The 24785-nt window shown below is 55.6% G+C and carries 17 protein-coding genes; 10 read left to right on the top strand and 7 right to left on the bottom strand.

The features are described from left to right. Positions 1-26 precede the first annotated feature (26 nt). The 3 genes from hmsP to OGY62_RS03035 all read left to right on the top strand — a co-directional run bounded on the left by hmsP (position 27) and on the right by OGY62_RS03035 (position 5190). Complete coding sequence (gene hmsP, locus OGY62_RS03045) at positions 27-2033, top strand: biofilm formation regulator HmsP (protein ID WP_024131042.1); 2007 nt, start codon at positions 27-29, stop codon at positions 2031-2033. A 157-nt stretch (positions 2034-2190) separates the two neighbouring features. Further along, the gene (gene dctA, locus OGY62_RS03040; protein ID WP_012135654.1) at positions 2191-3477 is read left to right on the top strand and encodes a C4-dicarboxylate transporter DctC; all 1287 of its coding nucleotides are present in this window, start codon (positions 2191-2193) and stop codon (positions 3475-3477) included. A gap of 219 nt (positions 3478-3696) precedes the next feature. Further along, the gene (locus tag OGY62_RS03035) at positions 3697-5190 is read left to right on the top strand and encodes a M16 family metallopeptidase (protein ID WP_112001427.1); all 1494 of its coding nucleotides are present in this window, start codon (positions 3697-3699) and stop codon (positions 5188-5190) included. Between the two features lie 86 nt (positions 5191-5276). Here OGY62_RS03035 and kdgK read toward each other — a convergent pair whose 3' ends face one another. Continuing rightward, positions 5277-6206: a 2-dehydro-3-deoxygluconokinase gene (kdgK, locus tag OGY62_RS03030; protein ID WP_012135652.1), complete on the bottom strand. Its 930-nt coding sequence runs from the start codon at positions 6204-6206 to the stop codon at positions 5277-5279. A 232-nt stretch (positions 6207-6438) separates the two neighbouring features. On the opposite strand from kdgK, the gene pdeH reads away from it, so the two are divergent. Both pdeH and OGY62_RS03020 read left to right on the top strand, forming a co-directional pair. Beyond that, positions 6439-7206, top strand: a complete 768-nt coding sequence (gene pdeH, locus OGY62_RS03025; RefSeq protein WP_012135651.1) for a cyclic-guanylate-specific phosphodiesterase — start codon at positions 6439-6441, stop codon at positions 7204-7206. A gap of 121 nt (positions 7207-7327) precedes the next feature. Beyond that, complete coding sequence (locus OGY62_RS03020) at positions 7328-9385, top strand: AsmA family protein (protein ID WP_115614330.1); 2058 nt, start codon at positions 7328-7330, stop codon at positions 9383-9385. A 59-nt stretch (positions 9386-9444) separates the two neighbouring features. Here OGY62_RS03020 and OGY62_RS03015 read toward each other — a convergent pair whose 3' ends face one another. The 3 genes from OGY62_RS03015 to OGY62_RS03005 form a co-directional block, all read right to left on the bottom strand. Further along, complete coding sequence (locus tag OGY62_RS03015; RefSeq protein ID WP_049011539.1) at positions 9445-10767, bottom strand: MFS transporter; 1323 nt, start codon at positions 10765-10767, stop codon at positions 9445-9447. Positions 10768-11069: 302 nt separating this feature from the next. Continuing rightward, entirely contained in the window at positions 11070-12098 is a 1029-nt protein-coding gene (gene yhjD, locus OGY62_RS03010) for an inner membrane protein YhjD (RefSeq protein ID WP_286459048.1), read from the bottom strand. Positions 12099-12145: 47 nt separating this feature from the next. Next, positions 12146-13045 (bottom strand): LysR family transcriptional regulator, encoded by a 900-nt coding sequence (locus OGY62_RS03005; RefSeq protein ID WP_012135645.1) that lies wholly within the window; start codon positions 13043-13045, stop codon positions 12146-12148. 119 nt (positions 13046-13164) lie between these two features. Here OGY62_RS03005 and OGY62_RS03000 point away from each other — a divergent pair, with 119 nt between their 5' ends. Both OGY62_RS03000 and OGY62_RS02995 read left to right on the top strand, forming a co-directional pair. Next, positions 13165-13923 (top strand): SDR family NAD(P)-dependent oxidoreductase, encoded by a 759-nt coding sequence (locus OGY62_RS03000; protein ID WP_286459047.1) that lies wholly within the window; start codon positions 13165-13167, stop codon positions 13921-13923. 281 nt (positions 13924-14204) lie between these two features. Then, positions 14205-15794, top strand: coding sequence for an STY4199 family HEPN domain-containing protein (locus OGY62_RS02995; protein ID WP_286459046.1), 1590 nt, complete (start codon positions 14205-14207; stop codon positions 15792-15794). 5 nt (positions 15795-15799) lie between these two features. On the opposite strand, the gene OGY62_RS02990 is transcribed toward OGY62_RS02995, so the two are convergent. Beyond that, on the bottom strand, positions 15800-17449 hold the full coding sequence (locus OGY62_RS02990) for an alpha,alpha-trehalase (RefSeq protein ID WP_012135642.1): 1650 nt from the start codon (positions 17447-17449) through the stop codon (positions 15800-15802). Positions 17450-17876: 427 nt separating this feature from the next. Here OGY62_RS02990 and OGY62_RS02985 point away from each other — a divergent pair, with 427 nt between their 5' ends. Then, positions 17877-19271 (top strand): cytochrome-c peroxidase, encoded by a 1395-nt coding sequence (locus OGY62_RS02985; protein ID WP_286459044.1) that lies wholly within the window; start codon positions 17877-17879, stop codon positions 19269-19271. Between the two features lie 155 nt (positions 19272-19426). Here OGY62_RS02985 and gorA read toward each other — a convergent pair whose 3' ends face one another. Beyond that, positions 19427-20779, bottom strand: coding sequence for a glutathione-disulfide reductase (gorA, locus tag OGY62_RS02980; RefSeq protein WP_047460436.1), 1353 nt, complete (start codon positions 20777-20779; stop codon positions 19427-19429). A gap of 104 nt (positions 20780-20883) precedes the next feature. After that, positions 20884-21726, bottom strand: a complete 843-nt coding sequence (locus OGY62_RS02975) for a 23S rRNA (adenine(2030)-N(6))-methyltransferase RlmJ (RefSeq protein ID WP_012135639.1) — start codon at positions 21724-21726, stop codon at positions 20884-20886. Between the two features lie 206 nt (positions 21727-21932). Between OGY62_RS02975 and prlC the strand changes: the two genes are divergently transcribed. Further along, entirely contained in the window at positions 21933-23975 is a 2043-nt protein-coding gene (gene prlC / locus OGY62_RS02970; RefSeq protein ID WP_081353211.1) for an oligopeptidase A, read from the top strand. Between the two features lie 8 nt (positions 23976-23983). Next, positions 23984-24742, top strand: a complete 759-nt coding sequence (gene rsmJ, locus OGY62_RS02965) for a 16S rRNA (guanine(1516)-N(2))-methyltransferase RsmJ (protein ID WP_286459042.1) — start codon at positions 23984-23986, stop codon at positions 24740-24742. Positions 24743-24785: the final 43 nt, after the last annotated feature.

Below are 24785 nucleotides of genomic sequence, written 5' to 3'. Positions count from 1 at the left end.
CCTGGGGATAGTCATGGAGAGTCAATTTGCGCGTCAGCCGCTCGTTAACAATTAAGCAGATGGCAATGGTTGCGGCCGTTGTCCTGGTGTTTGTATTTATTTTTTGCACCGTTTTGCTGTTTCATTTAGTACAGCAGAACCGCTATAACACGGCTACGCAACTGGAAAGTATCGCCCGTTCTGTCCGCGAACCGCTGTCTGCCGCAATCCTGAAAGCGGATATCCCTGAAGCGGAAACCATCCTGGCGCGCATTCAGCCTGCGGGCGTGGTCAGCCGCGCCGACGTGGTGCTGCCGAACCAATTCCAGGCGCTACGAATGAGTTTTATTCCTGAGCGCTCCGTCCCGGTGACGGTGACGCGTCTGTTTGAACTGCCGGTGCAGATCTCGCTGCCGGTCTATTCCCTTGAGCGGCCAGCCAACCCACAGCCGCTGGCGTATCTGGTGCTCCAGGCGGACTCGTTCCGCATGTATAAGTTCGTGATGAGCACGCTCTCGACGTTAGTGACCATTTACTTACTTTTATCGCTGATGCTGACGGTGGCGATAACCTGGTGTATGAACCGCCTGATTGTGCATCCTCTACGCAAAATCGCCCGGGAGCTTAACGATATCCCGCCGCAGGAGCTGACAGGCCATCAGCTGGCGCTACCGCGTCTGCATCATGACGATGAGATTGGTATGCTGGTGCGTAGCTACAACCTGAATCAGCAGATTGCCCAGCGTCACAGCATTGAGCAAAACGATCATGCGATGCGCTTTCCGGTTTCCGAGCTTCCCAACAAGGCTTTCCTGATGGGGCTTCTGGAACAGGTTGTGACGCGTCAGCAGACGACGGCGTTAATGATTGTCACCTGTGAAACGCTGCGCGATACCGCAGGCGTGCTCAAAGAGACGCAGCGGGAAATCCTGTTGCTTACGCTGGTGGAAAAACTGAAATCGGTGCTGGCGCCGCGAATGGTGCTGACGCAGGTGAGCGGCTTTGATTTCGCCATCATCGCGCACGGCGTAAAAGAACCGTGGCACGCGATTACGTTAGGTCAGCAAGTGCTCACTGTCATTAATGAACGGCTGCCGATCGAAAGCATCCAGCTGCGCCCCAGTTGCAGCATCGGGGTGGCGATGTTTTACGGCGACCTGACGGCCGAGGCGCTTTATGGTCGCGCCGTCTCCGCCGCCTTTACCGCCCGCCGCAAAGGTAAAAATCAGATTCAGTTCTTTGACCCGGCGCAGATGGAAGCCGCGCAGCAGAGATTGACGGAAGAGAGCGATATTCTCAACGCGCTGGATAACCACCAGTTCGCTATCTGGCTGCAACCGCAGGTGGAGATGTCCAGCGGTAAGGTCCTGAGCGCAGAAGCATTATTACGCGTGCAGCAGCCGGATGGCAGTTGGGAACTCCCGGAAGGGTTAATTGACCGTATCGAATCCTGCGGTCTGATGGTGACGGTCGGGTACTGGGTGCTGGAAGAGTCCTGTCGCCAGCTTTCCGCCTGGCAGGAGCGTGGCGTGATGATGCCGCTCTCGGTGAATCTTTCCGCATTGCAGCTCATGCACCCGAATATGGTGTCGGATCTGCTGGAGCTGCTAAGCCGCTATCGTATTCAGCCGGATACATTGATTCTGGAAGTGACGGAAAGCCGACGTATCGACGACCCGCATGCCGCCGTCGCCATCCTGCGCCCGCTGCGCAGCGCGGGCGTACGCATCGCGCTGGATGACTTTGGTATGGGATACGCAGGGTTGCGTCAGCTTCAGCACATGAAATCGCTGCCGGTCGATATACTAAAAATCGACAAAATGTTTGTTGAGGGATTGCCGGAGGATGACAGCATGGTTACGGCGATTATCCTGATGGCGCGCAGCCTTAACCTGAAAATGATTGCGGAAGGCGTGGAGACCGAAGCGCAGCGCGACTGGCTGGCGCAGGCAGGGGTGGACGTGGCGCAAGGTTTCTTGTTTGCCCGCGCGGTTCCGCCGGATGTGTTTGAAGAACGTTACCTGAAGAACGCGCAGCCTGATTACAAAACTTAAAAAAGGTCAGACTTGTGCGAGCCAGCTCAAAGTTTTTAACATTTTTGTTTCAATTATGATCCAGGTGCATTTCTGTCATGTTGTGTGGGTGTTATTTTAAGGCCGCAGGTTAACCATAACCTTACAAGACCTGTGGTTTTTACTTCAAGGACACCCTATGAAAACCTCTCTGTTCAAAAGCCTTTACTTTCAGGTCCTGACAGCAATTGCCATTGGTATCCTCCTTGGCCATTACTACCCTGAATTAGGCGCACAAATGAAACCGCTTGGCGACGCGTTCGTTAAGCTGATTAAGATGGTCATCGCACCGGTTATCTTCTGTACTGTCGTTACTGGCATTGCAGGTATGGAAAGCATGAAAGCGGTGGGCCGCACCGGTGCGGTTGCGCTGCTTTACTTTGAGATTGTCAGTACGATTGCGCTGATCATTGGTCTCATTATCGTCAACGTCGTTCAGCCTGGCTCCGGGATGAACGTCGATCCGGCGACGCTGGATGCTAAAGCGGTGGCGATCTACGCCGAACAAGCAAAAGACCAGGGAATCGTGGGCTTCCTGATGGATATCATCCCGGGCAGCGTCATCGGCGCGTTCGCCAGCGGTAATATCCTACAGGTTCTGCTGTTTGCGGTGATGTTCGGCTTTGCGCTGCATCGTCTGGGCAGCAAAGGCCAGCTGATTTTCAACGTGATTGAAAGTTTCTCGCAGGTCATTTTCGGCATCATCAACATGATCATGCGCCTGGCGCCTATCGGTGCTTTCGGTGCGATGGCCTTTACTATCGGTAAATACGGCGTGGGTACGCTGGTGCAGTTGGGGCAGCTGATTGTCTGCTTCTACATCACCTGTATTCTGTTCGTGGTGGTGGTGCTTGGCTCGATTGCCCGCGCAGCTGGCTTCAGCATTTTTAAATTTATCCGCTACATCCGTGAAGAACTGCTGATTGTGCTGGGGACGTCCTCCTCCGAATCCGTGCTGCCGCGTATGCTGGATAAGATGGAAAAGCTGGGCTGCCGTAAGTCGGTGGTGGGGCTGGTTATTCCCACAGGCTACTCGTTTAACCTGGACGGAACCTCGATCTATCTGACGATGGCGGCGGTGTTTATCGCCCAGGCGACCAACAGTCATATGGATATCTTCCATCAGGTAACTCTGCTGGTGGTGCTGCTGCTCTCCTCGAAAGGGGCGGCCGGGGTAACGGGGAGCGGATTTATCGTGCTGGCTGCGACGATCTCTGCGGTGGGCCACTTACCGGTTGCGGGTCTGGCGCTGATCCTCGGTATCGACCGCTTTATGTCTGAAGCCCGCGCGCTGACCAACCTGGTCGGTAACGGCGTGGCAACGGTCGTTGTGGCGAAGTGGGTGAAAGAACTGGACCACAAAAAGCTGGATGATGTGCTGAATAATCGTGCGCCTGATGGCAAAACGCACGAATTATCCTCTTAATCTCACCTCTTATGCCCGCAGTCCCTTCCAGGACTGCGGGTGTTTGCGCATAATTGACCCCTGCACCCGAATCACTCAACATGTGGCTTCGGGATTTTTTCACTTCTGGCGTGACATTTTTATGTTCGCGCGGTCTAACACGAAGTGTTTTTAACGTCATATTCAGATAAGCCTTCCAGGCTGTCTTTTTATTACCAGGATTGTTGATCAGGGGTTTACATGCAGGGCACAAAAATTCGACTCTTAGCGGGCAGTCTGCTGATGATGGCTACTGTCGGCTATGTGCAGGCAGATGCGCTCCAGCCTGACCCGGCATGGCAACAGGGGACGCTGGCAAATGGATTACAGTGGCAAGTATTAGCTACCCCGCAGCGCCCAAGCGATCGTATTGAGGTTCGTCTGCTGGTCAATACCGGTTCGCTCACCGAAAGTACGCAACAGAGCGGTTTCAGCCACGCCATTCCCCGTATCGCGCTGACGCAAAGCGGCGGCCTTGACGCCGCGCAAGCACGTTCACTCTGGCAGCAGGGCTTTGACCCCAAACGCCCTGTGCCGCCCGTTATCGTTTCTTATGATTCCACGTTATATAACCTCAGCCTGCCCAACACCCGTAACGATCTGCTAAAAGAGGCACTCTCTTATCTGGCGCATACCTCCGGCAAACTGTCCATCACGCCAGAGACGGTTGCGCATGCAGTCAATAGTGAAGATATGGTTACCACCTGGCCTATGGACACCAAAGAGGGCTGGTGGCGCTATCGTCTGAAAGGGTCTGCGCTGTTAGGCCACGATCCGGCCGAGCCGCTGAAACAGCCTGTGGATGTGGAGAAACTTAACGCGTTTTACCAGAAATGGTACACCCCGGACGCGATGACGCTGATTATCGTCGGCAACGTGGATGCGCGTTCGGTTTCTGAGCAGATCAACAAAACCTTCGGCGAGTTGCAAGGCAAACGTGAAACGCCTGCGCCGGTGCCGACGCTTTCCCCTCTGCGCGCCGAAGCGGTCAGCATTATGACTGACGCCGTGCGCCAGGATCGTCTCTCCATCATGTGGGATACACCGTGGCAGCCCATTCGCGAGTCCGCCGCGCTGCTGCGCTACTGGCAGGCGGATTTAGCCCGTGAAGCCCTGTTCTGGCATGTTCAGCAGGCGCTCAGCAAGAACAACGCCAAAGAGATTGGTCTCGGCTTTGACTGCCGGGTGCTGTTCCTGCGTGCGCAGTGCGCGATCAACGTTGAATCCCCCGGCGATAAGCTGAATCTGAACCTGGGGCTGGTGGCGCGTGAACTGGCGAAAGTCCGTGATAACGGCTTGCCGGAAGAGGAGTTTAACGCGCTGGTGGCGCAGAAGAATCTGGAGTTGCAAAAGCTGTTCGCCACTTATGCGCGTACCGATACCGATATCTTGATCAGCCAACGGATGCGCTCGTTGCAAAATCAGGTGGTCGATATTGCCCCGGAACAGTACCAGCGTTTACGGCAGAACTTCCTGAATAACCTGACCGTTGAGATGTTGAATCAAAACCTGCGTCAGCAGCTATCGCAAGATATGGCGTTGATTCTGCTTCAGCCGAAGGGCGAACCGGAGCTGAATATGAAGGACCTACAGGCAACGTGGGATCAAATCATGGCGCCAGTGACAGCAGCAGCAACAAGCGCAGAAACCGATGATGTCCACCCGGAAGTCACGGATATCCCGGCTGCGCAGTAGCAGTAGGCCGGATAAGGCGGTCACGGCCGCCATCCGGCGAGAATGTCATGCCCGATGGCGCTACGCTTATCCGGCCTACAGTGCGGTTATTGCGGCATCGCATCGCGCGGGATAATCGCCCCGCGATGCTGAATGACCGTGCTGGCGGTCAGGTGCCCGCGCTGTGCGGCCCCGGCAGCGTCGCCGCCGGTTAAACGTATTGCCAGATACCCGGCGCTAAAGGAGTCGCCCGCTGCGGTGGTGTCGATCACTTTCTCTTTTGGCAATTTCACCGCCGGAACGTCAATCACCTCTTCGCCTTTGATGGAAACCAGGCAGGAATCTGCGCCGCGTTTCACCACCACTTCCTGGACGCCTGCGTCGTGCGTGCGGGCAATGACCTCGGCAACCGGCTTTTCACCCCACAACGCGTCTTCATCATCCAGCGTCAGGAACGCGATATCCGTGCATTCCAGCATCTGCTGATATACCTGCTGCGTCTCTTCTTTGCTTGCCCACAGGCGCGGGCGATAGTTGTTGTCAAAAATGACTTTCCCGCCGTTGGCGCGGCATTCGCGCAGCAGCGACAGTAATTTATCGCGGCTGGACGGGCTTAAAATGGCAAGGCTGATCCCGCTCAGGTAGAGGTAGTCGAAGGTCGCCAGCTCTTCGCAGATTGCCGCAGACTGCTCGCTCTCCAGCCAGAATTTCGCTGCCGCCTCGTTGCGCCAGTAATAGAAAGTGCGTTCGCCAGTGCTGTCCGTCTCGATGTAATAGAGGCCCGGTAGACGGTTTTCCATGCGCTGCGTGAGGGAGGTATCGACATTTTCACCTTGCCATGAATCCAGCATTTGCTGGCTGAAGCTGTCAGTGCCCAGCGCCGTCACGTAGTGTACGGACAAGGCCGCAGAATCGACCTGACGGGCGATGTAAACGGATGTATTCAACGTGTCGCCACCGAAACCGCGCTGAACGTCTGCGCCTTTCTGTGACAGCTCAATCATGCATTCGCCAATCACGGCAATCTTTTTGGACATAGTCGTGAACCTGCTCTGAAAAAAATTAGCGTTAGTGTGCGCTGTGGTGTATTCAGCGGTCAACTATATTAAAACATCGTTCCATTATTTTTTTGAGCCAACGCGTATTCTGTGTTGATTTTTGTCATGCTGTTTCTATTTTGCGGGACGCTGAACATAAAGTTCTTTGCCAGAGCGCCGATAACCTTTGACGAGTCCGGGCAGTCACACTCTCATTAACAGGACATCTGAGATGATAAAGCAGGTTATCCAGCAGCTAAGCATTCCTGAGGCAAGCATTGAAAGCTTGCAGGAGCGGCGCTTTTGGTTGCAGTGCGAACGTGCTTACACTTATCAGCCAATCTACCAGACCAACGGGCGATTGATGGCCGTGGAGCTGCTGACGGTTGTGGTACACCCGGATAACCCTTCCCGGCGCGTTGCCCCGGATCGCTATTTTGCCGAGCTGGCGGTAAGACACCGCGTGGATGTGGTGAAAGAACAGCTCCAGTTTCTGGAGCAGAAAGCCGATTTTTTCATGCGTCATGACCTGCTGGCCTCGGTCAATGTCGATGGCCCGACGCTGATCGCGATGCGTCAGCAGCCAGAGGTATTGAAAACGATTGAGCGCCTGCCCTGGCTGCGATTCGAACTGGTGGAACATATTCGTTTACCGAAAGACTCTTCGTTCGCCTCAATGTGTGAATTCGGCCCGCTCTGGCTGGATGATTTCGGCACCGGCATGGCGAATTTCTCTGCCCTGAGCGAAGTGCGTTACGACTACATCAAAGTGGCGCGGGATCTGTTTGTGATGCTGCGCCAGACGCCGGAAGGGCGAAACCTCTTTACGCTGCTGCTGCAACTGATGAACCGCTATTGCCGCGGCGTTATCGTCGAAGGCGTGGAAACGCTGGAAGAGTGGCGCGATGTACAACGTTCGCCCGCTTTCGCGGCGCAGGGGTATTTTCTGTCGCGTCCTGTTCCGCTGGAGAACCTTGAACAGGTGATCCTGATGCTGTAATACCCGCTGTTTCCCGGAATGGCGCGTCTTTCACGCGGTATTCCAGGACGCAGCCTGCCTCCCTTTTCCGTCTGCTGGACTATCTTTAGGACTGGCAAGGAAAGAAGTGAGGAAGTAAAACATGACGAAAGCAGGCAAAATAACCGCTGCCGTATCAGGGACTTTGTTGTTGTTGATCGTCGTACTCATCGTCCTGATTGCGACATTTGACTGGAATCGCCTCAAACCGACCATCAACCAGAAAGTCTCTACAGAACTCAACCGGCCATTCGCCATTCGCGGCGATCTGGGCGTGGTGTGGGAACGTCAAAAACAGGAAACCGGCTGGCGAAGCTGGGTGCCCTGGCCGCACGTTCATGCCGAAGACATTATCCTCGGCAATCCGCCGGATATCCCCGAAGTCACGATGGTGCATCTCCCGCGCGTTGAAGCCACGCTGGCGCCGCTGGCGTTGCTGACCAAAACCGTCTGGCTGCCGTGGATCAAACTGGTGAAGCCTGACGCCCGCCTTATCCGCCTCTCGGAGAAAAACAATAACTGGACCTTCACTCTTGCGGCTGACGAGAAAAACGATCCCAATGCGCAGCCGTCCGCCTGGTCGTTCCGTCTGGATACGATTTTGTTCGATCAGGGGCGTATCGCCATTGACGATAAGGTCAGCAAAGCCGATATCGAGATCCTGGTTGATCCGCTGGGTAAACCACTGCCTTTTAGCGAAGTCACGGGAGCCAAAAGCAACAACGACAACAACGTGGGGGATTATGTTTTCGGCCTTAAGGCGCAGGGGCGTTATAACGGGGAACCGCTGACCGGCACGGGCAAAATTGGCGGTATGCTGGCGTTACGCAGCGAAGGCGCGCCTTTCCCGGTGCAGGCTGACTTCCGCTCGGGCAATACTCGCGTGGCCTTTGCCGGGGTGGTCAACGATCCGCTGAACATGGGCGGCGTCGATCTCCAGCTTAAGTTTTCCGGCGACTCGCTGGGCGAATTGTACGACCTGACCGGCGTACTGCTGCCGGACACGCCGCCGTTTGAAACGGACGGTCGCCTGGTGGCGAAAATCGATACGGAGACATCCTCAGTTTTTGACTACCGCAATTTTAATGGCCGCATCGGCGACAGCGATATTCACGGCTCTCTTGCTTACACCACCGGCAAGCCGCGCCCCAAACTGGAAGGGGATGTGGAGTCGCGCCAGCTTCGCCTGGCTGACCTGGGGCCGCTGATCGGCGTGGATTCCGGGAAGGGGGCGCAACAGTCGAAACGCGCCGAGCAAAGCAAGGGCGAAAAGAGCATCCAGCCTGCCGACAAAGTGCTGCCTTATGACCGCTTTGAAACCGATAAATGGGACGTGATGGATGCCGACGTGCGCTTTAAGGGCGGGCGCATTGAGCACGGCAGCAGCCTGCCGGTCAGCGATCTCTCTACCCATATCATCCTGAAAAATGCCGATTTACGTTTGCAGCCGCTGAAGTTTGGCCTGGCTGGCGGCAGCATTGTCTCCAGCATTCATCTGGAAGGGGATAAAAAGCCGATGCAGGGAAGGGCGAATATCCAGGCGCGTCGTCTTAAACTGAAAGCGCTGATGCCGGATGTCGAACTGATGCAGAAAACATTGGGCGAAATGAACGGCGACGCGGATATCCGGGGAAGCGGCAATTCAGTGGCGGCGCTGTTAGGTAACAGTAATGGCAACCTGAAGCTGCTGATGAACGATGGCGTGATCAGCCGCAACCTGATGGAGATTGTCGGCCTGAACGTGGGCAACTTTATTGTCGGGCAGATATTTGGCGACGATGAGGTACGGGTCAACTGCGCGGCGGCTAATCTTGACATCGTTAATGGCGTTGCGCGCCCGCAAATCTTTGCTTTTGATACGGAAAATGCGCTGGTTAACGTCACCGGAACCGCGAGTTTCGCCTCTGAGCAACTGGATTTAACCATCGATCCAGAGAGCAAAGGGATTCGCATTATTACGCTGCGTTCGCCGCTGTATGTGCGCGGGTCGTTTAAAAACCCGCAGGCGGGGGTGAAAGCCGGGCCGTTGATCGCGCGAGGCGCGGTCGCTGCGGCGCTGGCGACGTTAGTCACGCCTGCCGCCGCGCTTCTGGCGTTGATTTCCCCGTCAGAAGGCGATGCGAATCAGTGTCGGATGATTTTGTCGCAGATGAAGAAATGATGATAGTGCCGGATAGCGGTGTAAACACCTTATCCGGCCTACGGGTGATGGCGGTCAAATCACAACGACTGGTGGCGCGTCTCGTGGGTCAACAGCAGCGCAATCAGCGTCAGGGCGGCCATTGACGCCAGATAGGTGCCGACCGCCGCCAGACCGTAGTTCCCCTGCAACCATGCGGCAATATACGGCGCTACGGACGCGCCAAGAATTGACGACACGTTATACGAGAAGGACGCGCCGGTATAGCGAACCTCTGTCGGGAACAGCTCCGGCAGCAGCGCGCCCATCGGGCCGAAGGTCAGCCCCATCAGACTCAGCCCCAGCAGCAGGAAAACGAATATCAATGCCGGATTACCGGAACCGAGCAACGGTTTAAAGGCAAACAGCGCGAACAGAATGATCATTGTCGTGATAATGACCATGCTCTTACGGCGACCAAAAGCGTCTGCCAGCAGGCCCGCAACCGGCACCATCACGCCAAAGCCGATCACCGCCAGCATCAACATCCACAACACCTCGTTACGCGGTAAACCGAGCCCCGCAGGGGCGGCTGCGGTACTGTACGTCATGGAATAGACCGTCATGATGTAGAACAGCGTATAGGTCGCCAGCATGATGAATGTCCCGAGTACTGTTACGCGTACGTGCCGGGTCAGCAGGGTACCCAGCGGGATTTTCACCTGCTTTTTCGCCGCGGCGACCTTAGCGAATACCGGTGTTTCATGCAGCGAGACGCGGACGTACAGGCCGATAATGACCAGCACCGCAGAGAAAATGAACGGTAAACGCCAGCCCCAGGTCATGAACTGCTCATCGGTCAGCAGCCAGGAGAGGAGCAGGAACGTGCCGTTGGCGAAGAAGAAGCCGATAGGCGCGCCAAGCTGCGGGAAAGAGCCGTACAGCGCGCGCTTGCGCGGCGGGGCGTTTTCGGTCGCCAGCAGCGCCGCGCCGCCCCATTCTCCGCCGAGACCCAGACCCTGGCCAAAGCGCGCCAGCGCCAGTAGCAGCGGGGCGAAAATGCCAATGGTGGCATAGCCCGGCAGCAGGCCGATCACGACGGTGGAGATCCCCATCGTCAGCAATGACGCCACCAGCGTCACTTTACGCCCGACGCGGTCGCCGAAGTGGCCGAATAGCGCAGAGCCAATTGGACGCGCGACAAAGGCGATGGCGAAGGTGGCGAGGGACTGAAGCGTTGCCGCTGCCGGATCGCCCTGCGGGAAGAAAATATGGGGGAACACGATTACTGCGGCAGTCGCGTAAATGTAGAAGTCGAAGAACTCAATGGCGGTGCCGATGAGGGAGGCAACGACGACTTTATTGCGCGAGTTTACTGGAACGTGTTCCTGTTCGTTGTCGAGTGTGGTGGCGGTTGCTTGCATAGTATTTTCTTATTTTTTGGCGAACGAACGGCCATATTACGCACAGCAAAAGCGACATTTCAATCTGTAACAAAGCGGGGTTTTGCTCAAATAATGGTCAAAAAGGGGATAATGTTTAGACCTGCGATTTCACGTCTATGAAATGCTTCACACAATTTTAAACTTAGAGGATAAAACTGGTTTTAGGTTAAATAAAAGTTACGGTCTGGATTTATATGCTGCAATGCGTGCCGTATAAGGCGTAGCGACCTGCCGGGCGGTAGGCCGGATAAGCATCGCGCCATCCGGCATCAAATGATGAACTAGCGGTGGGTTTTCCCTGGCATACGTGGGTCGTCTTTGTATTCGGCGGTGGCTATCCAGGCCGCGCAAAACAGCGTCAGGCGGGCAAAGAAGTAGAAGAACGCCATCAGGCCAAGCACGGAACCGAATGCGGCGCCGGACGGGGATTTCACCAGGGAAGGCAGCGTGTAGGTCATGATGATTTTGATCACCTCAAAACCGATCGCGGCGATAAACGTACCGCGAATCAATGCCTTCTTGCGCGGTCGATGGCGCGGTAGCCGCCAGAAAATCCAGAAGAACAGCAGGTAGTTGGCGAAAATCGAAATGGCCAGCCCAATCAACCGCCAGGCGGGTTTTAGCCACTCAATGCTGTCGAGATACAGCGCGGAGATAATCATCTGCTGCGCAGAACCGGCAATCGAGGTAATAGACAGCGTGATAATCAGCGCAACCAACAGCCCAATCAGCGAGACAAAATCGCGCAGGTATTTTATCCAGATTTTTTCCTGATCCTGCGGGGTGCGCTCCCACACGTCCCGAGACTGGGCGCGAATCGCTTCACGCAGGTTGCCCATCCAGTTGATCCCGGAATAGAGCGCAATGCCCAGCCCCACCAGGCCGACGGTGGTGCGCTGCTGAACGGCGGTGTTGATGGTGCTTTTCAGCGTGGACGCCAGCGTAGGATCGCTGACGTTCATCAGGATTTTATTGAAAATGTCCTCTAATAGCGTGGGATGCGACGCGAGAATAAAACCGGCGGCGGCAAACGACACCATCAGGACAGGGATCATCGACAGAAACGAGAAATAGGTGATAGCGGCGCCAAACTGGTTGCCCAGCCGATCGTTAAAACGCTCTGCGGCGCGGATCAGGTGGGCAATCACCGGCTGACGCTGGATTCTCGCTGCCGTCGTGGAGACCGTTTTGAGCGCCTGGGTGGCCTTGTTGTTTGTTTCTGGTTCGTCATGATCGTGCGTCTCCACTTTGGGCACCGGCGCATGGTCGAGTTCCTGAATAGGGCGTTTTACGTCTTTTTCCTGCGTCATCAGGTCGATAGTCCTTCTTTTGTTAACTCTCAGAACAGTATAGCGTGTCAGTCCACGTAGTCTTTCATTACGCCGGTCAGCCACTCCATAAACAGGTGCACCCGGCGGGAGAGGTTGCGGCGATGCGGGTAGAGCAGGGACACCGGCATTGGGTCAGCGCGATACTGCGGCAGGATCTCGATGAGCGTCCCGGCGCGCAATGCTTCGCGAACGCCGATGCGCGGCACCTGAATGATTCCCAGCCCCGCCAGACAGGCGGCATGGTAGGTCTCGGTGCTGTTGACCGTCAGAATGCCGCCGGTTTTAATCCACTGCGTGCCGTTTGCCGTTGCCACTTCGAATCCTTGCGGACGCGTGCCCAGATTGACGGAATAATGAACCACCGCATGCGAAGCCAGATCGTCCAGACCTTCTGGGTAGCCAAAACGCGCCAGATACTGCGGGCTGGCGCAGTTAATGACCGACAGCTTTCCCAACGGGCGGGCGATCAACCCGGAATCCTTTAGCGCCCCGACCCGCACCACGCAGTCGAACCCTTCCCGTATCAAATCCACCAGGCGATCGCTGCTGCTGAGTTCCAGCTCAATACCCGGATACTGCTGTAAAAACGCGGGCAGGCGCGGTATCACCAGGTTCTTGGCGACCCCAACCGGCATATCGACCCGCAGCTTGCCGCTGATGCTGGCCGGGTCGTGCTGGAATAAACCGTCCAGCTCGTCCAGGTTCGTCAGCAGATCTTTCGCACGTTCGTAATACACCATTCCGTCCTGAGTAAGCTGAACCCGCCGGGTGGTGCGGTGCAGCAACTGCGTGCCGAGGTGGTTTTCCAGCGCCTGTATCTGGCGGGATACGCTACCTTTAGGAAGGCCTGATGTTTCGGCGGCGCGGGAAAAACTCTCCAGTTCAGCGACGCGAATGAACAACTGCATTGCGTGAATTTTATCCATCGCGAGGTCCCGGTGTTGTTCTGAATGAAACAGTGAAGCGCATTTCGCTACATTTATTGTTTTTCTAACACCTAATAAGCTCTTTCTCAATCTTCACAACACCTGAAATGAGGTTTCTTATGACGCAACGTATCGCATTAGTGACCGGCGGCAGCCGAGGGCTCGGTAAAAACGCGGCGCTTAAGCTGGCGAGCAAAGGAATCGGGATCATTCTGACGTGGAACAGCAATGAAAAAGAGGCGCAGCAGGTCGTGCATGAAATTACGCAATCAGGCGGTAAAGCCGCAGCATTGCAGTTGAATGTCGGGGATATTTCGGGATTCCCGGCGTTTGTTGAAAAGGTGCGGGAAACCCTGAAAACGGAGTGGCAGCGTGATTCATTTGATTATTTATTGAACAATGCCGGAATCGGCATCAACGCGCCGTATTCGACCTTCACTGAAGCGCAGTTTGACCAGCTTTTGAACATTCAGTTTAAAGGGCCGTTTTTCCTGACTCAGGGGCTGTTATCCCTGCTGAAGAATGGCGGCAGGATCCTCAATGTGTCGACGGGGCTGGCCCGTTTTGCGTTGCCTGGCTACAGCGCTTATGCCGCGATGAAGGGGGCGATGGAAGTGCTGACGCGTTATCAGGCAAAAGAGCTGGGCGAACGCGGCATCACCGTGAACATCATTGCGCCGGGAGCCATTGAAACTGATTTTGGCGGCGGCAATGTGCGGGACAATGAACAACTGAATGCGTATATCGCGTCACAAACCGCCCTGGGACGGGTTGGTTTGCCGGACGATATTGGTGATGCCATCGCCGCGTTGCTCAGCGATGAACTGGGCTGGATGACCGCGCAGCGTATCGAAGTGTCGGGCGGCATGTTCTTATAATCAGGATGATAATATTAAGCGGGTGGTTTACACCCGCAACATTAATTTAGATTAAGGATAAACTTATTTCAGGAACGCTGTTTTATTCCTGACGTTAATTTTAATATTCCGCGATGACTGTTCATCGACTTCTCTTTATTTCCCTCGCCGCCCAAAATAAATTTCTCAACCTTTGCGTTATAGTCACTGTAATGCCAAAAAAATCTGTTATATCTATCAAAACAGATAATTAAAATAATATTAAAAGCCTTCTTTATGGAGGGGCTTTTTTAGGGACGATCATGACGAATAACGCTTCGCAGGCGATGCATTCGCCTTTTGAACACTGTCTGGGCATCATCCGTCAGGCGTCAGTGGAGATCCTGCTGCTGCTGGGCGTACATGTTGCGGAAGGAAAAGAGCCGCGCTGGTTTATGGAACAACTGGATCAAGCCCGCCTTAATTTAGGCGGCTGGAGCGTGGTGGCAAAAAAATTACATATAAACGATGTGCAACTGAGCCAGTTTATGCTGCATTTGCGACATCTCCAGCAGTATGTTCCGCAATATGACAGCGGGAAGGATGTCAGTGAAAACCAACTGCTTGCCGCCCTGCGTTTTGTGGCGTCGTTGGAACAACTGCGCCAGCGGCAGCCGCTTCTCACTTATCAGACTGATATTGATGCAGGCAATCAGGACGCGCAAATACAGGCCCGGCGTCAGCTGCGGGCGATTGAACTCACGCTGAAAGCGCTTATTTCGCAGGTGTGGCCGGATCGTCACCAGCTGAATAGCTACCTGAAGCTGCATTTTGGCGCCGATCGTCTGCGACGCTGGTTAAAACTCAGCGAAGGACAGGATGCGCTCAGCGCGATGCTGTTCAGCGAGCTGGCATTGATGGTGGTCGATAAAAAGTCGTTTGCCCGTCACTATTCCGCATTTTTCAAAGACGCGTCTGCGCTGACGCTGTTTGTTGAGCCGCGTACGACCCTGCGTATGTTCCTTGAGGATTGCCGTCAGGCGCGTAACAGCATCATCGCCGGGCAGCCGCTCAGTTCCGTACAGTTGTCGCTACTGGATTGTCAGTTCCGGCAGATCACCCGCTCGGTACAGCGGGCGTTTAATGAAAAACGCACTCGCATAAACCCGGCTTCGTTTATGGCGTCCGATGAGGGCGTGGTGGAGAAATTCTGGGAAGAGGCGCGAGAAAAAGACGCGCTGGCGGGGGGAGATAACCAGGAAATTGGCGAGAGTATTGAACCGCCTCACAAGCGACAGCAGCGGACGGCTGAAGAGCGTGAGCAGCTGATTTCCGGGGTGTTGTGGGGCGGGGTTGGCGCAATGGTGTTGGCGATCCTGGTGGGGGCGTTTTGGTTGTTCAGCTCGCCGCCTCCTTCTGCCGCGCCCGTACAACGCGACGAGGTCATGCAGGATGACGCCCGGCTTGAGGCGCCCTCCGCGCGGGAAACCATGAGCCGCATGGGGATCACCTGGGACCCGTTTAATATGCGCTCGGCGATCGACCGTAATGATACGCGCGTTACGGCGTTGTTCTTACAGGGCGGGATGAACTGGCAGCTGGCCTGGACCGAACAGGCGTTTTCGACGGGCAACGCCGATGTGCTGCAACTGCTGCTACGCTACCCTTCGCTGATGGATGAGGTAAAACCCTGCCGACGCTTCCTGACGTCGCTGAGCCACGCCATGCTGAACGGAGCGTCGCTGACGTCGCTGCATAAAAAGTATCTGCAAAGTTTTTGTACCGTTCCGGCGGTGGTGATGCGCCAGCAGCATGATATGGAGCAGGCCCGGCTGCGTGTTCAGGCCGAGCCCAGCGTGGAAAACAAAAAATGGTTAAAGATTCAGACCGCCATTTATAATGTGATTCGGTAACGCCGCTATGGTTCGCCGTATAAACCAATCAAACGGCGAACCACGCCATTGGTCCAGCCAAACCCATCCTGCAACGGATATTCCCCGCCGCCCCCTTCACGCGGCGTGCCGCAGGCAATATGGTACTTTTCGATCAGTTTATGGTGCTGCTGGTAAAAAATATTGACGGTTTTTAACCAGTTGCGGGCAATTTCATCCCCCAGCATATCGTCGCCGTACAGCTTGAATCCCTGGATTGCCATCCACTGTAGCGGCGCCCAGCCGTTAGGCTTATCCCATTGCTCGCCGGTTTCATACTCCGTCGCCATGATCCCGCCAGGCGTCAGCAGACGGCTGCGAACGGCGTTAGCGAGGCGGTCTGCCTGCTCGTGAGTCGCCATGCCGACATACAGCGGCACGATACTGGCGGCGGAAAAGAGCGCCATTTGCTCGCGCCGCCAGTCGTAATCCCGATAGCAGCCATTCTCGTCATCCCACAGATAGCGGTTTACGGCGGCGCGGCGATCGCTGGCTTTCTGGCGAAATGCCGCTTCGGTTTCACGGTCGCCTTTCAGGGCGGAAATGTTGGCAATCGCGCTCTCCAGTTTGTAGAGGAAAGCGTTCAGGTCGATGGGGATGAACTGGGTTGTGCGGATGCTGGCCAGCCGGCTTGCATCGCGCAGCCAGCGTGATGAGTAATCCCAGCCGGAGGCCGCACCGGCACGGAGATCCCGGTATACCTCATTGGCCGGGCGACCCGAATGTTTGGCGGTTTCCACATCCTCCAGCCACGATTCGTCGCGGGGGGTGTCGCGATCGTCCCAGTAGCGGTTGAGCAGGGAACCGTCCGGCATTCTGATGACATGGCGATAGGCCTGGTTGAGCACCAGAGATTCCGCGCCGTCCATCCAGAAGGCGTACTCCATTTTCAGATGATCCAGATAGCGCCGCGCCCCGCGCACGCCATCCTCTTCGAACAGTTCGACCATCAGCGCAAAGACCGGTGGCTGCGAGCGGCTCAAATAATATGTGCGGTTTCCGTTGGGGATGTGGCCGTAATTCTCAATCATCCACGCGAAGTTGTCCGCCATACATTTCAGCAGGTCTTCCCGGCCGCTTTCCGCCAGGCCCAGCATGGTGAAATAGGAGTCCCAGTAGTAGGTTTCGCTAAAACGTCCGCCCGGCACGATATAGGATTGCGGCAGCGCCAGCAGCGAGGACCAGGGAATGTGATCCTGCGGCTCACGCGTCAGCACCGGCCAGAGCTGATCAATATGCTCTTTCAGTGAGTTTTCCGGGTTGGAGACATATTCACTGGACCAGGTTTCCGGTAGCCAGAAGTGATTTTCAACAAAGCGCAGCAGGTCAAAGTCGCGGTGTCGTCTGACCTTACGGTAGCGGATCAGAATATCCAGCGGGTCCATTTTCGGCGCGCAGTCGGGGAAAGTTTTACTGTCGGCAAAAAGCCGGGATGATTGCACATGCTCGAACAGCTCAAGATAGCGATCGGCTGGGGTAAGGGCGTCGGAGGCGGGTAGCCCCTCAATCATCTCAGGTTCCGGTTCTGCCTCGATCATTTCATCCAGCTTTAACTCGCACGGATCCGTTTCATAAAGCAGATCGATTTCGATCGTTAATTCGTCGGATGGGGCGGGGTGTAATTTCTGGTTGAGCATAATGAGAAGGACCTCCGGATTGCGTCGTAAATGATACGGGTGTTGCCCGGCTGTCTATTAAGCGTAGACATTCGCTTCGGTATATGAGGTGCAAACTGTGCGATAGATCACGCTTTGTTAATGCGTGAAAAAGAGTCTTTAAATATAGATTACTGATAATAATATAAAAAATATGGAATAGCCGTAACAGGAAGATTTTCACTTTCAGAACATTCGATTGCAACGAGTTATGAATACCGACGCCGAAAGACCCTGATTATAATAGGGATAAGCTATCTTATCGATAGTTTATCCCCATGTAATTGCTTGATACTTATCAAAAACCCTTCGCCTGTATTTCCTATGATGGCTATGTCTAATAAAGACATACGCCTGATTTATGTTCATCTTCTGGGTCAGAATATCTCACTATAGTGAGGGTAAAATAATGAAAATCATTACCCGTCTTACCGCGATAGCCATAGCAGGCATTGCGATTTGTTATTTAGGATTATCTGGTTACGTCTGGTATCACGATAATCAACGTAGTAAAGAAGCTGATGTGCAAGCCTCAACGCTGGAAGACAATAATAAAATCCTGGGTTTTTTGCGGGAAAAGGGATGCGATTATTGTCATACCCCCTCTGCTGAACTGCCTTTTTATTCCTCTTTTCCCGTTGCTAAGCAGTTGATGAATTATGACATTCAACTGGGCTATAAATCTTTCAACCTTGAAGCAGTACGCGCCGCGTTGGTCGCGGATAAACCCGTCACGCAAAGCGATCTGAATAAGATTGAATGGGTGATGCAGTACGAAACAATGCCGCCAACGCGCTATACCGCGCTGCACTGGGCCGGTAAGGTCAGTGATACAGCGCGGGAGGAGATTCTCGGCTGGATCGCTAAACAGCGCGAGCGTTACTACGCCAGCGCGGATACGGCGGCGGCGCATCGCAATGAGCCGGTTCAGCCTGTCCCCGAAAAACTGCCGGTTGACGATCAAAAAGTCGCACTGGGTTTTACCCTCTACCACGATGCCCGTTTATCGGGTGACAGCACCATCTCCTGCGCGCATTGCCATGCGCTGAACGCGGGCGGTGTGGACGGCAGGAAAACCTCCATCGGCGTGGGCGGCGCGGTAGGGCCAATCAACGCGCCAACGGTGTTCAACTCGATCTTTAACGTTGAGCAATTCTGGGATGGTCGCGCGCCGACGTTGCAGGCGCAGGCTGGTGGGCCGCCGTTAAACCCGATTGAAATGGCCTCTAAATCCTGGGATGAAATCATTGGGAAACTCGATAAAGATCCGGTGCTAAAACAGCAGTTCACGGCGATATATCCGCAGGGCTTCAGCGGAGAAACGATTACGGATGCCATTGCCGAGTTTGAGAAGACGCTGATTACGCCAAATTCGCCTTTCGATAAGTGGTTACGAGGGGATGAAAATGCGCTGACGGCGCAGCAGAAACATGGCTATGAGCTGTTCAAAGAGAATAAATGCGCGACCTGTCACGGCGGTATTATTCTCGGTGGGCGTTCCTTCGAGCCGTTGGGTCTGAAGAAAGACTTTAATTTCGGCGAAATTACCGCTGCGGACATTGGACGTATGAACGTCACCAATGAAGTTCGCGATAAATTGCGTCAGAAAGTGCCCGGATTACGTAACGTTGCGCTGACCGCGCCGTATTTCCACCGGGGGGATGTGCCAACCCTCGACGGAGCGGTGAAACTGATGTTGCGTTATCAGGTGGGGAAAGAGATTCCGCAGAAAGATATTGATGATATCGTCGCATTCCTGGAAAGCCTGAACGGGGTGTATACGCCGTATATGCAAGGAAAATAAAAAAATGCCGGATGACGGCTGAGGTTTTATCGGGCCTACGAAAACCGCACGCGTAGGCCCGATAAGCATAGCGCCATCGGGCATGGCGCCGGATGGCGACGTAAACGCCTTATCCGGCCGACAGGATCGTCACACCATCCGGCGCTTATCGACGATTAACGCATTGTCACGAACTCTTCCGCTGCCGTTGGGTGAATCGCCACGGTGTTGTCGAAGTCTTTCTTGGTGGCGCCCATTTTCAGCGCGACCGCGAAGCCCTGCAACATTTCATCCATCCCGAAGCCGATGCCGTGAATACCGACAATCTTCTCGTCTTCGCCGACGCACACCAGCTTCATTCGGCAGGGCTGACGGTGAGACGTCACCGCAGTGTACATGGCTGTGAACGATGATTTGTACACTTTCACCTGGTCGTCGCCGTACTGTTCGCGCGCCTGCGGTTCGGTCAGGCCCACGGTGCCAATCGGCGGGTGGCTAAAGACCACGGTCGGAATATTGCTGTAGTCCAGATGTTCGTTCGGCTTGTTGTTGAACAAACGTTCGGAGAGACGACGACCCGCCGCCACGGCGACTGGCGTCAGCTCAACCGCTCCGGTGTTATCGCCCACCGCATAAATACCTTCCACGCTGGTATTCTGGAATTTATCGACGACGATGTACCCTTTTTCGTTGGTTTTCACGCCGGTGGCGGCAAGGTTAACGTTGTCTGTTGCCGGTTCGCGGCCAATCGCCCAAATCAGGCAATCCACCGTTTCGCTGCGACCGTCTTCCAGTTGCAGGGTCAGGCTGCCGTCGGCGTTTTTCACCACCGCTTTCGGGATCGCGTGGGTGTGAAGCGTCGGGCCTTCTGTGTTCATCACTTCAACCAGCGTTTCGGTGATCATCGGGTCAAAGCTGCGCAGCGGCGCGTGTTTACGCACGAACAGGTGCGTTTGGGCGCCCAGGCCGTTAATCACGCCAGCCAGTTCTACGGCGATGTAACCCGCGCCGACCACCGCAACGCGCTCCGGCAGCGCAGGCAGCGCAAAGAAACCGTCGGAGTCGATACCGTATTCCGTACCCGGAATGGACGGATGGCTCGGGCGACCGCCGGTGGCGATCAGAATGTGATCGGCGGTGATCGTTTCCCCATTCACTTCAAGGGTTCTGGCATCCACGAAGCGGGCGAAGCCTTTGATCACATCCACGTTATTTTTACCCAGCACGTTGTCGTACGAGGTGTGAATACGGTCGATATAGGCCGTTCGGCTGGCAATCAGCGTGTCCCAGTTGAACGCGTTGATGGTGGTGTCAAAGCCGTAGTCCGGGCCGTACATATGGATCGCTTCGCGAATCTGCGCGGCATGCCACATCACTTTTTTAGGGACGCAACCGACGTTGACGCAGGTGCCGCCCAGCTCTTTGGCTTCAATCAACGCACATTTCTGACCGTACATAGCGGCACGGTTAATCGAGGCAATGCCGCCGCTTCCGCCGCCGATCGCGATGTAATCATAGTGTTTGGTCATGACCGCTCCTTCATGTTCATTGTAGGGCGAATGAGCGCAATGCCATTCGCCAAAATATTCGCGATTGTATACCTGGAATTAAAAGGTTCCACCGATGGCTGTGATTACTCTGGCACGATCCAGCTGACGGAAGCGTGCCCGGTGCCCGCTGGAACCAGCTTGCTGTGCAGCCACGGCAGCACGTTGTTCATCTGCTGTTCCAGCTTCCACGGCGGGTTAATGACGATCATGCCAGAGGCGGTCATGCCGCGCTGGTCGCTGTCCGGGCGTACTGCCAGCTCAATTTGCAGGATTTTGCGGATTCCGGTGTCTTCCAGGTCGTGAATCATGCGTTTAATTTGCTGGCGTAACACCACCGGATACCACAGCGCATAGGTGCCGGTGGCAAAGCGCTTATACCCTTCGCTGATGCCGCTGACGACCGCCTGATAATCGGTTTTCATTTCGTAAGGCGGGTCGATGAGGATCAGGCCGCGACGCGAAACCGGCGGCAGTTTGGACTTCAACTGCATATAGCCGTCGGCACGCTCCACGCGGGCGCGGCTGTCTTTTTGAAACTCAGAACGCAGCAGCGGAAAATCGCTTGAATGCAGCTCCGTCAGTTGCAGGCTGTCCTGCTCACGCAGCAGCTGGCGGGCGATGAGCGGGGAACCCGGGTAGTAACGCAGTTGCCCGTTACGGTTAAAGTGCTCTACCACGCCGATATAAGGCTCCAGCTCGGCCGGTAAATCGTCCTGCTGCCAGATGCGGGCGATCCCTTCCATATATTCACCGGTGCGCTCGGCGTGCTCGCCGCTCAGCTGATAACGGCCAGCGCCAGCGTGCGTGTCCAGATAAAGAAACGGTTTCTCTTTCTCTTTGAGCGACTCGATAATCAGGCTCTGAACAGTGTGTTTGAGGACGTCGGCGTGGTTGCCAGCGTGAAAGCTGTGGCGATAACTGAGCATGGGTAATTAAATTCCGCTGAAATAGACGATTTGTCACAGTTTACAGCAGAAAAGGGCAGATTACCCGTAGGCCGGTAAGCGCAGCGCTACCGGGTATTTTTCCGCTACGCTCGCCATTGAAATTCACTACACTTACCCCCATCTGAAACAAATATGCACAGCGCCGGATGCGCGCTTCATTCACCTCATTCAACAGGACAGCGCTTATGACCAATCCATTACTGACGCCTTTCTCGCTACCGCCGTTTTCCCAAATCCAGCCTGAGCATGTGGTGCCTGCCGTGACAAAGGCGCTGAATGACTGCCGTGAAAACGTGGAGCGGGTAGTGGCGCAGGGCGCGCCGTACACCTGGGAAAATCTCTGCCAGCCGCTGGCGGAAGTGGACGACGTGCTGGGGCGCATTTTCTCTCCGGTCAGCCACCTGAATTCCGTTAAAAACAGCCCGGAACTGCGCGAAGCCTATGAGCAGACGCTGCCGCTGCTGTCTGAATACAGCACCTGGGTTGGTCAGCACGAGGGTCTGTACAATGCGTACCGCGACCTGCGCGATGGCGACCATTACGCGACCCTGAACCTCGCGCAGAAAAAAGCGGTTGATAACGCGCTGCGCGATTTTGAGCTTTCCGGTATTGGTCTGCCGAAGGAAAAACAGCAGCGCTATGGTGAAATCGCCACTCGCCTGTCCGAGCTGGGTAATCAGTACAGCAACAACGTGCTCGACGCCACGATGGGCTGGACGAAGTTAGTGACTGACGACGCGGAACTGGCGGGCATGCCGGAAAGCGCTCTGGCCGCCGCGAAAGCGCAGGCGGAAGCGAAAGAACAGGAAGGCTGGCTGCTGACGCTGGATATTCCAAGCTATCTGCCGGTGATGACCTACTGCGACAACCCGGCATTGCGTGAAGAGATGTACCGCGCCTATGTGACGCGCGCCTCCGATCAGGGGCCGAACGCGGGTAAATGGGACAACAGCCCGGTGATGGAAGAGATCCTCGCGCTGCGTCATGAACTGGCGCAGTTGCTGGGTTTCGACAGCTATGCCTTTAAATCGCTCGCCACCAAAATGGCGGAAAACCCGCAGCAGGTACTGGATTTCTTAACCGATCTGGCGAAACGCGCGCGTCCGCAGGGCGAGAAAGAGCTGGCGCAACTGCGCGCCTTCGCGAAAGCGACGTTCGGCGTCGATGAACTGCAACCGTGGGATATCGCGTACTACAGCGAGAAACAAAAGCAGCACCTTTACAGCATCAGCGATGAGCAACTGCGCCCGTACTTCCCGGAAAACAAAGCTGTGAACGGCCTGTTTGAAGTGGTACAACGCATTTACGGCATTACGGCCAGAGAGCGTAACGATGTGGATGTCTGGCATCCCGACGTGCGCTTCTTCGAGCTGTATGACGAAAACAACGAACTGCGTGGCAGTTTCTACCTCGATCTGTATGCGCGTGAGCACAAGCGTGGCGGGGCGTGGATGGATGACTGCGTCGGCCAGATGCGCAAAGCCGATGGCTCGCTGCAAAAACCGGTCGCCTACCTGACCTGTAACTTTAACCGTCCGGTTAACGGTAAACCGGCGCTGTTCACGCATGATGAAGTGATCACCCTGTTCCACGAGTTCGGCCACGGTCTGCACCACATGCTGACCCGCATCGAAACGGCGGGCGTTTCCGGCATCAGCGGCGTGCCGTGGGATGCGGTCGAACTGCCGAGCCAGTTTATGGAAAACTGGTGCTGGGAGCCGGACGCGCTGGCGTTTATCTCCGGTCACTACGAGACCGGCGAACCGCTGCCGAAGGAACTGCTGGATAAAATGCTGGCGGCGAAGAACTACCAGGCGGCGCTGTTTATTCTGCGTCAGCTGGAGTTTGGCCTGTTCGACTTCCGTCTGCATGCGGAATTTAACCCGGAACAAGGGGCGAAAATTCTGGAAACGCTTTCTGAAATCAAAAAACAGGTCGCCGTGGTGCCGGGGCCGTCATGGGGTCGCTTCCCGCACGCCTTCAGCCATATTTTCGCTGGGGGGTATGCGGCAGGTTACTACAGCTATCTGTGGGCCGATGTACTGGCGGCGGATGCCTTCTCGCGCTTTGAGGAAGAAGGCATTTTCAACCGCGATACCGGGCAGTCGTTCCTCGACAACATCCTGACTCGCGGCGGTTCGGAAGAGCCGATGGAGCTGTTCAAGCGCTTCCGTGGTCGTGAACCGCAGCTGGACGCGATGCTGACGCACTACGGCATTAAAGGCTGATAGCGTACGTGAAGATCTGCTTAGTTGATGAAACAGGCGCCGGAGACGGCGCCTTATCTGTTCTTGCCGCCCGCTGGGGGTTAGAGCATGACGAAAACAACCCGATGGCGCTGGTGCTGACGACTGCGCATCTGGAACTGCGTAAGCGCGATGAGCCGAAGCTTGGCGGCATCTTTGTCGATTTTGTCGGCGGGGCGATGGCCCATCGCCGCAAGTTCGGCGGCGGTCGCGGCGAAGCGGTCGCGAAAGCGGTCGGCATTAAAGGCGATTACCTGCCGGATGTGGTCGATGCGACGGCGGGACTGGGGCGCGATGCTTTTGTGCTGGCTTCCGTGGGGTGTCGAGTGCGCATGCTGGAGCGCAACCCGGTGGTCGCGGCGTTGCTGGATGACGGTCTGGCGCGCGGGTATGCCGACCCGGAAATCGGCCCGTGGTTGCAGGAGCGCTTGCAGTTGATCCATGCCTCCAGCCTGACGACGCTGACGGATATCACGCCGCGCCCGCAGGTGGTTTATCTCGATCCGATGTTCCCGCATAAGCAGAAAAGCGCATTGGTGAAAAAAGAGATGCGGGTGTTTCAGTCGCTGGTCGGGCCGGATCTTGATGCCGATGGTTTGCTGGCGCCAGCGCGCCAGCTGGCGACCAAACGGGTCGTGGTGAAGCGCCCGGATTACGCGCCGCCGTTAGCGGATGTCGCCACGCCGAACGCGGTTGTCACCAAAGGCCACCGGTTTGATATTTATGCCGGTACGGCGTTGGTGGAGTAACGAATTGCCCGATGGCGCTTCGCTTATCGGGCCTACGGTTCAT

It is taken from the genome of Citrobacter sp. CK198 (genome assembly GCF_030333295.1).
Classification (GTDB): domain Bacteria; phylum Pseudomonadota; class Gammaproteobacteria; order Enterobacterales; family Enterobacteriaceae; genus Citrobacter_B; species Citrobacter_B koseri.
The sequence above is the reverse complement of the archived record's forward strand: the minus strand, read 5'-3'. Positions and strand labels throughout refer to the sequence as shown.

Coding starts and splice junctions, on each gene's coding strand:
- dctA (WP_012135654.1), top strand. CDS start 2,191: ATGAAAACCTCTCTGTTCAAAAGCCTTTACTTTCAGGTCCTGACAGCA.
- OGY62_RS03035 (WP_112001427.1), top strand. CDS start 3,697: ATGCAGGGCACAAAAATTCGACTCTTAGCGGGCAGTCTGCTGATGATG.
- kdgK (WP_012135652.1), bottom strand. CDS start 6,206: ATGTCCAAAAAGATTGCCGTGATTGGCGAATGCATGATTGAGCTGTCA.
- pdeH (WP_012135651.1), top strand. CDS start 6,439: ATGATAAAGCAGGTTATCCAGCAGCTAAGCATTCCTGAGGCAAGCATT.
- OGY62_RS03020 (WP_115614330.1), top strand. CDS start 7,328: ATGACGAAAGCAGGCAAAATAACCGCTGCCGTATCAGGGACTTTGTTG.
- OGY62_RS03015 (WP_049011539.1), bottom strand. CDS start 10,767: ATGCAAGCAACCGCCACCACACTCGACAACGAACAGGAACACGTTCCA.
- yhjD (WP_286459048.1), bottom strand. CDS start 12,098: ATGACGCAGGAAAAAGACGTAAAACGCCCTATTCAGGAACTCGACCAT.
- OGY62_RS03005 (WP_012135645.1), bottom strand. CDS start 13,045: ATGGATAAAATTCACGCAATGCAGTTGTTCATTCGCGTCGCTGAACTG.
- OGY62_RS03000 (WP_286459047.1), top strand. CDS start 13,165: ATGACGCAACGTATCGCATTAGTGACCGGCGGCAGCCGAGGGCTCGGT.
- OGY62_RS02995 (WP_286459046.1), top strand. CDS start 14,205: ATGACGAATAACGCTTCGCAGGCGATGCATTCGCCTTTTGAACACTGT.
- OGY62_RS02990 (WP_012135642.1), bottom strand. CDS start 17,449: ATGCTCAACCAGAAATTACACCCCGCCCCATCCGACGAATTAACGATC.
- OGY62_RS02985 (WP_286459044.1), top strand. CDS start 17,877: ATGAAAATCATTACCCGTCTTACCGCGATAGCCATAGCAGGCATTGCG.
- gorA (WP_047460436.1), bottom strand. CDS start 20,779: ATGACCAAACACTATGATTACATCGCGATCGGCGGCGGAAGCGGCGGC.
- OGY62_RS02975 (WP_012135639.1), bottom strand. CDS start 21,726: ATGCTCAGTTATCGCCACAGCTTTCACGCTGGCAACCACGCCGACGTC.
- prlC (WP_081353211.1), top strand. CDS start 21,933: ATGACCAATCCATTACTGACGCCTTTCTCGCTACCGCCGTTTTCCCAA.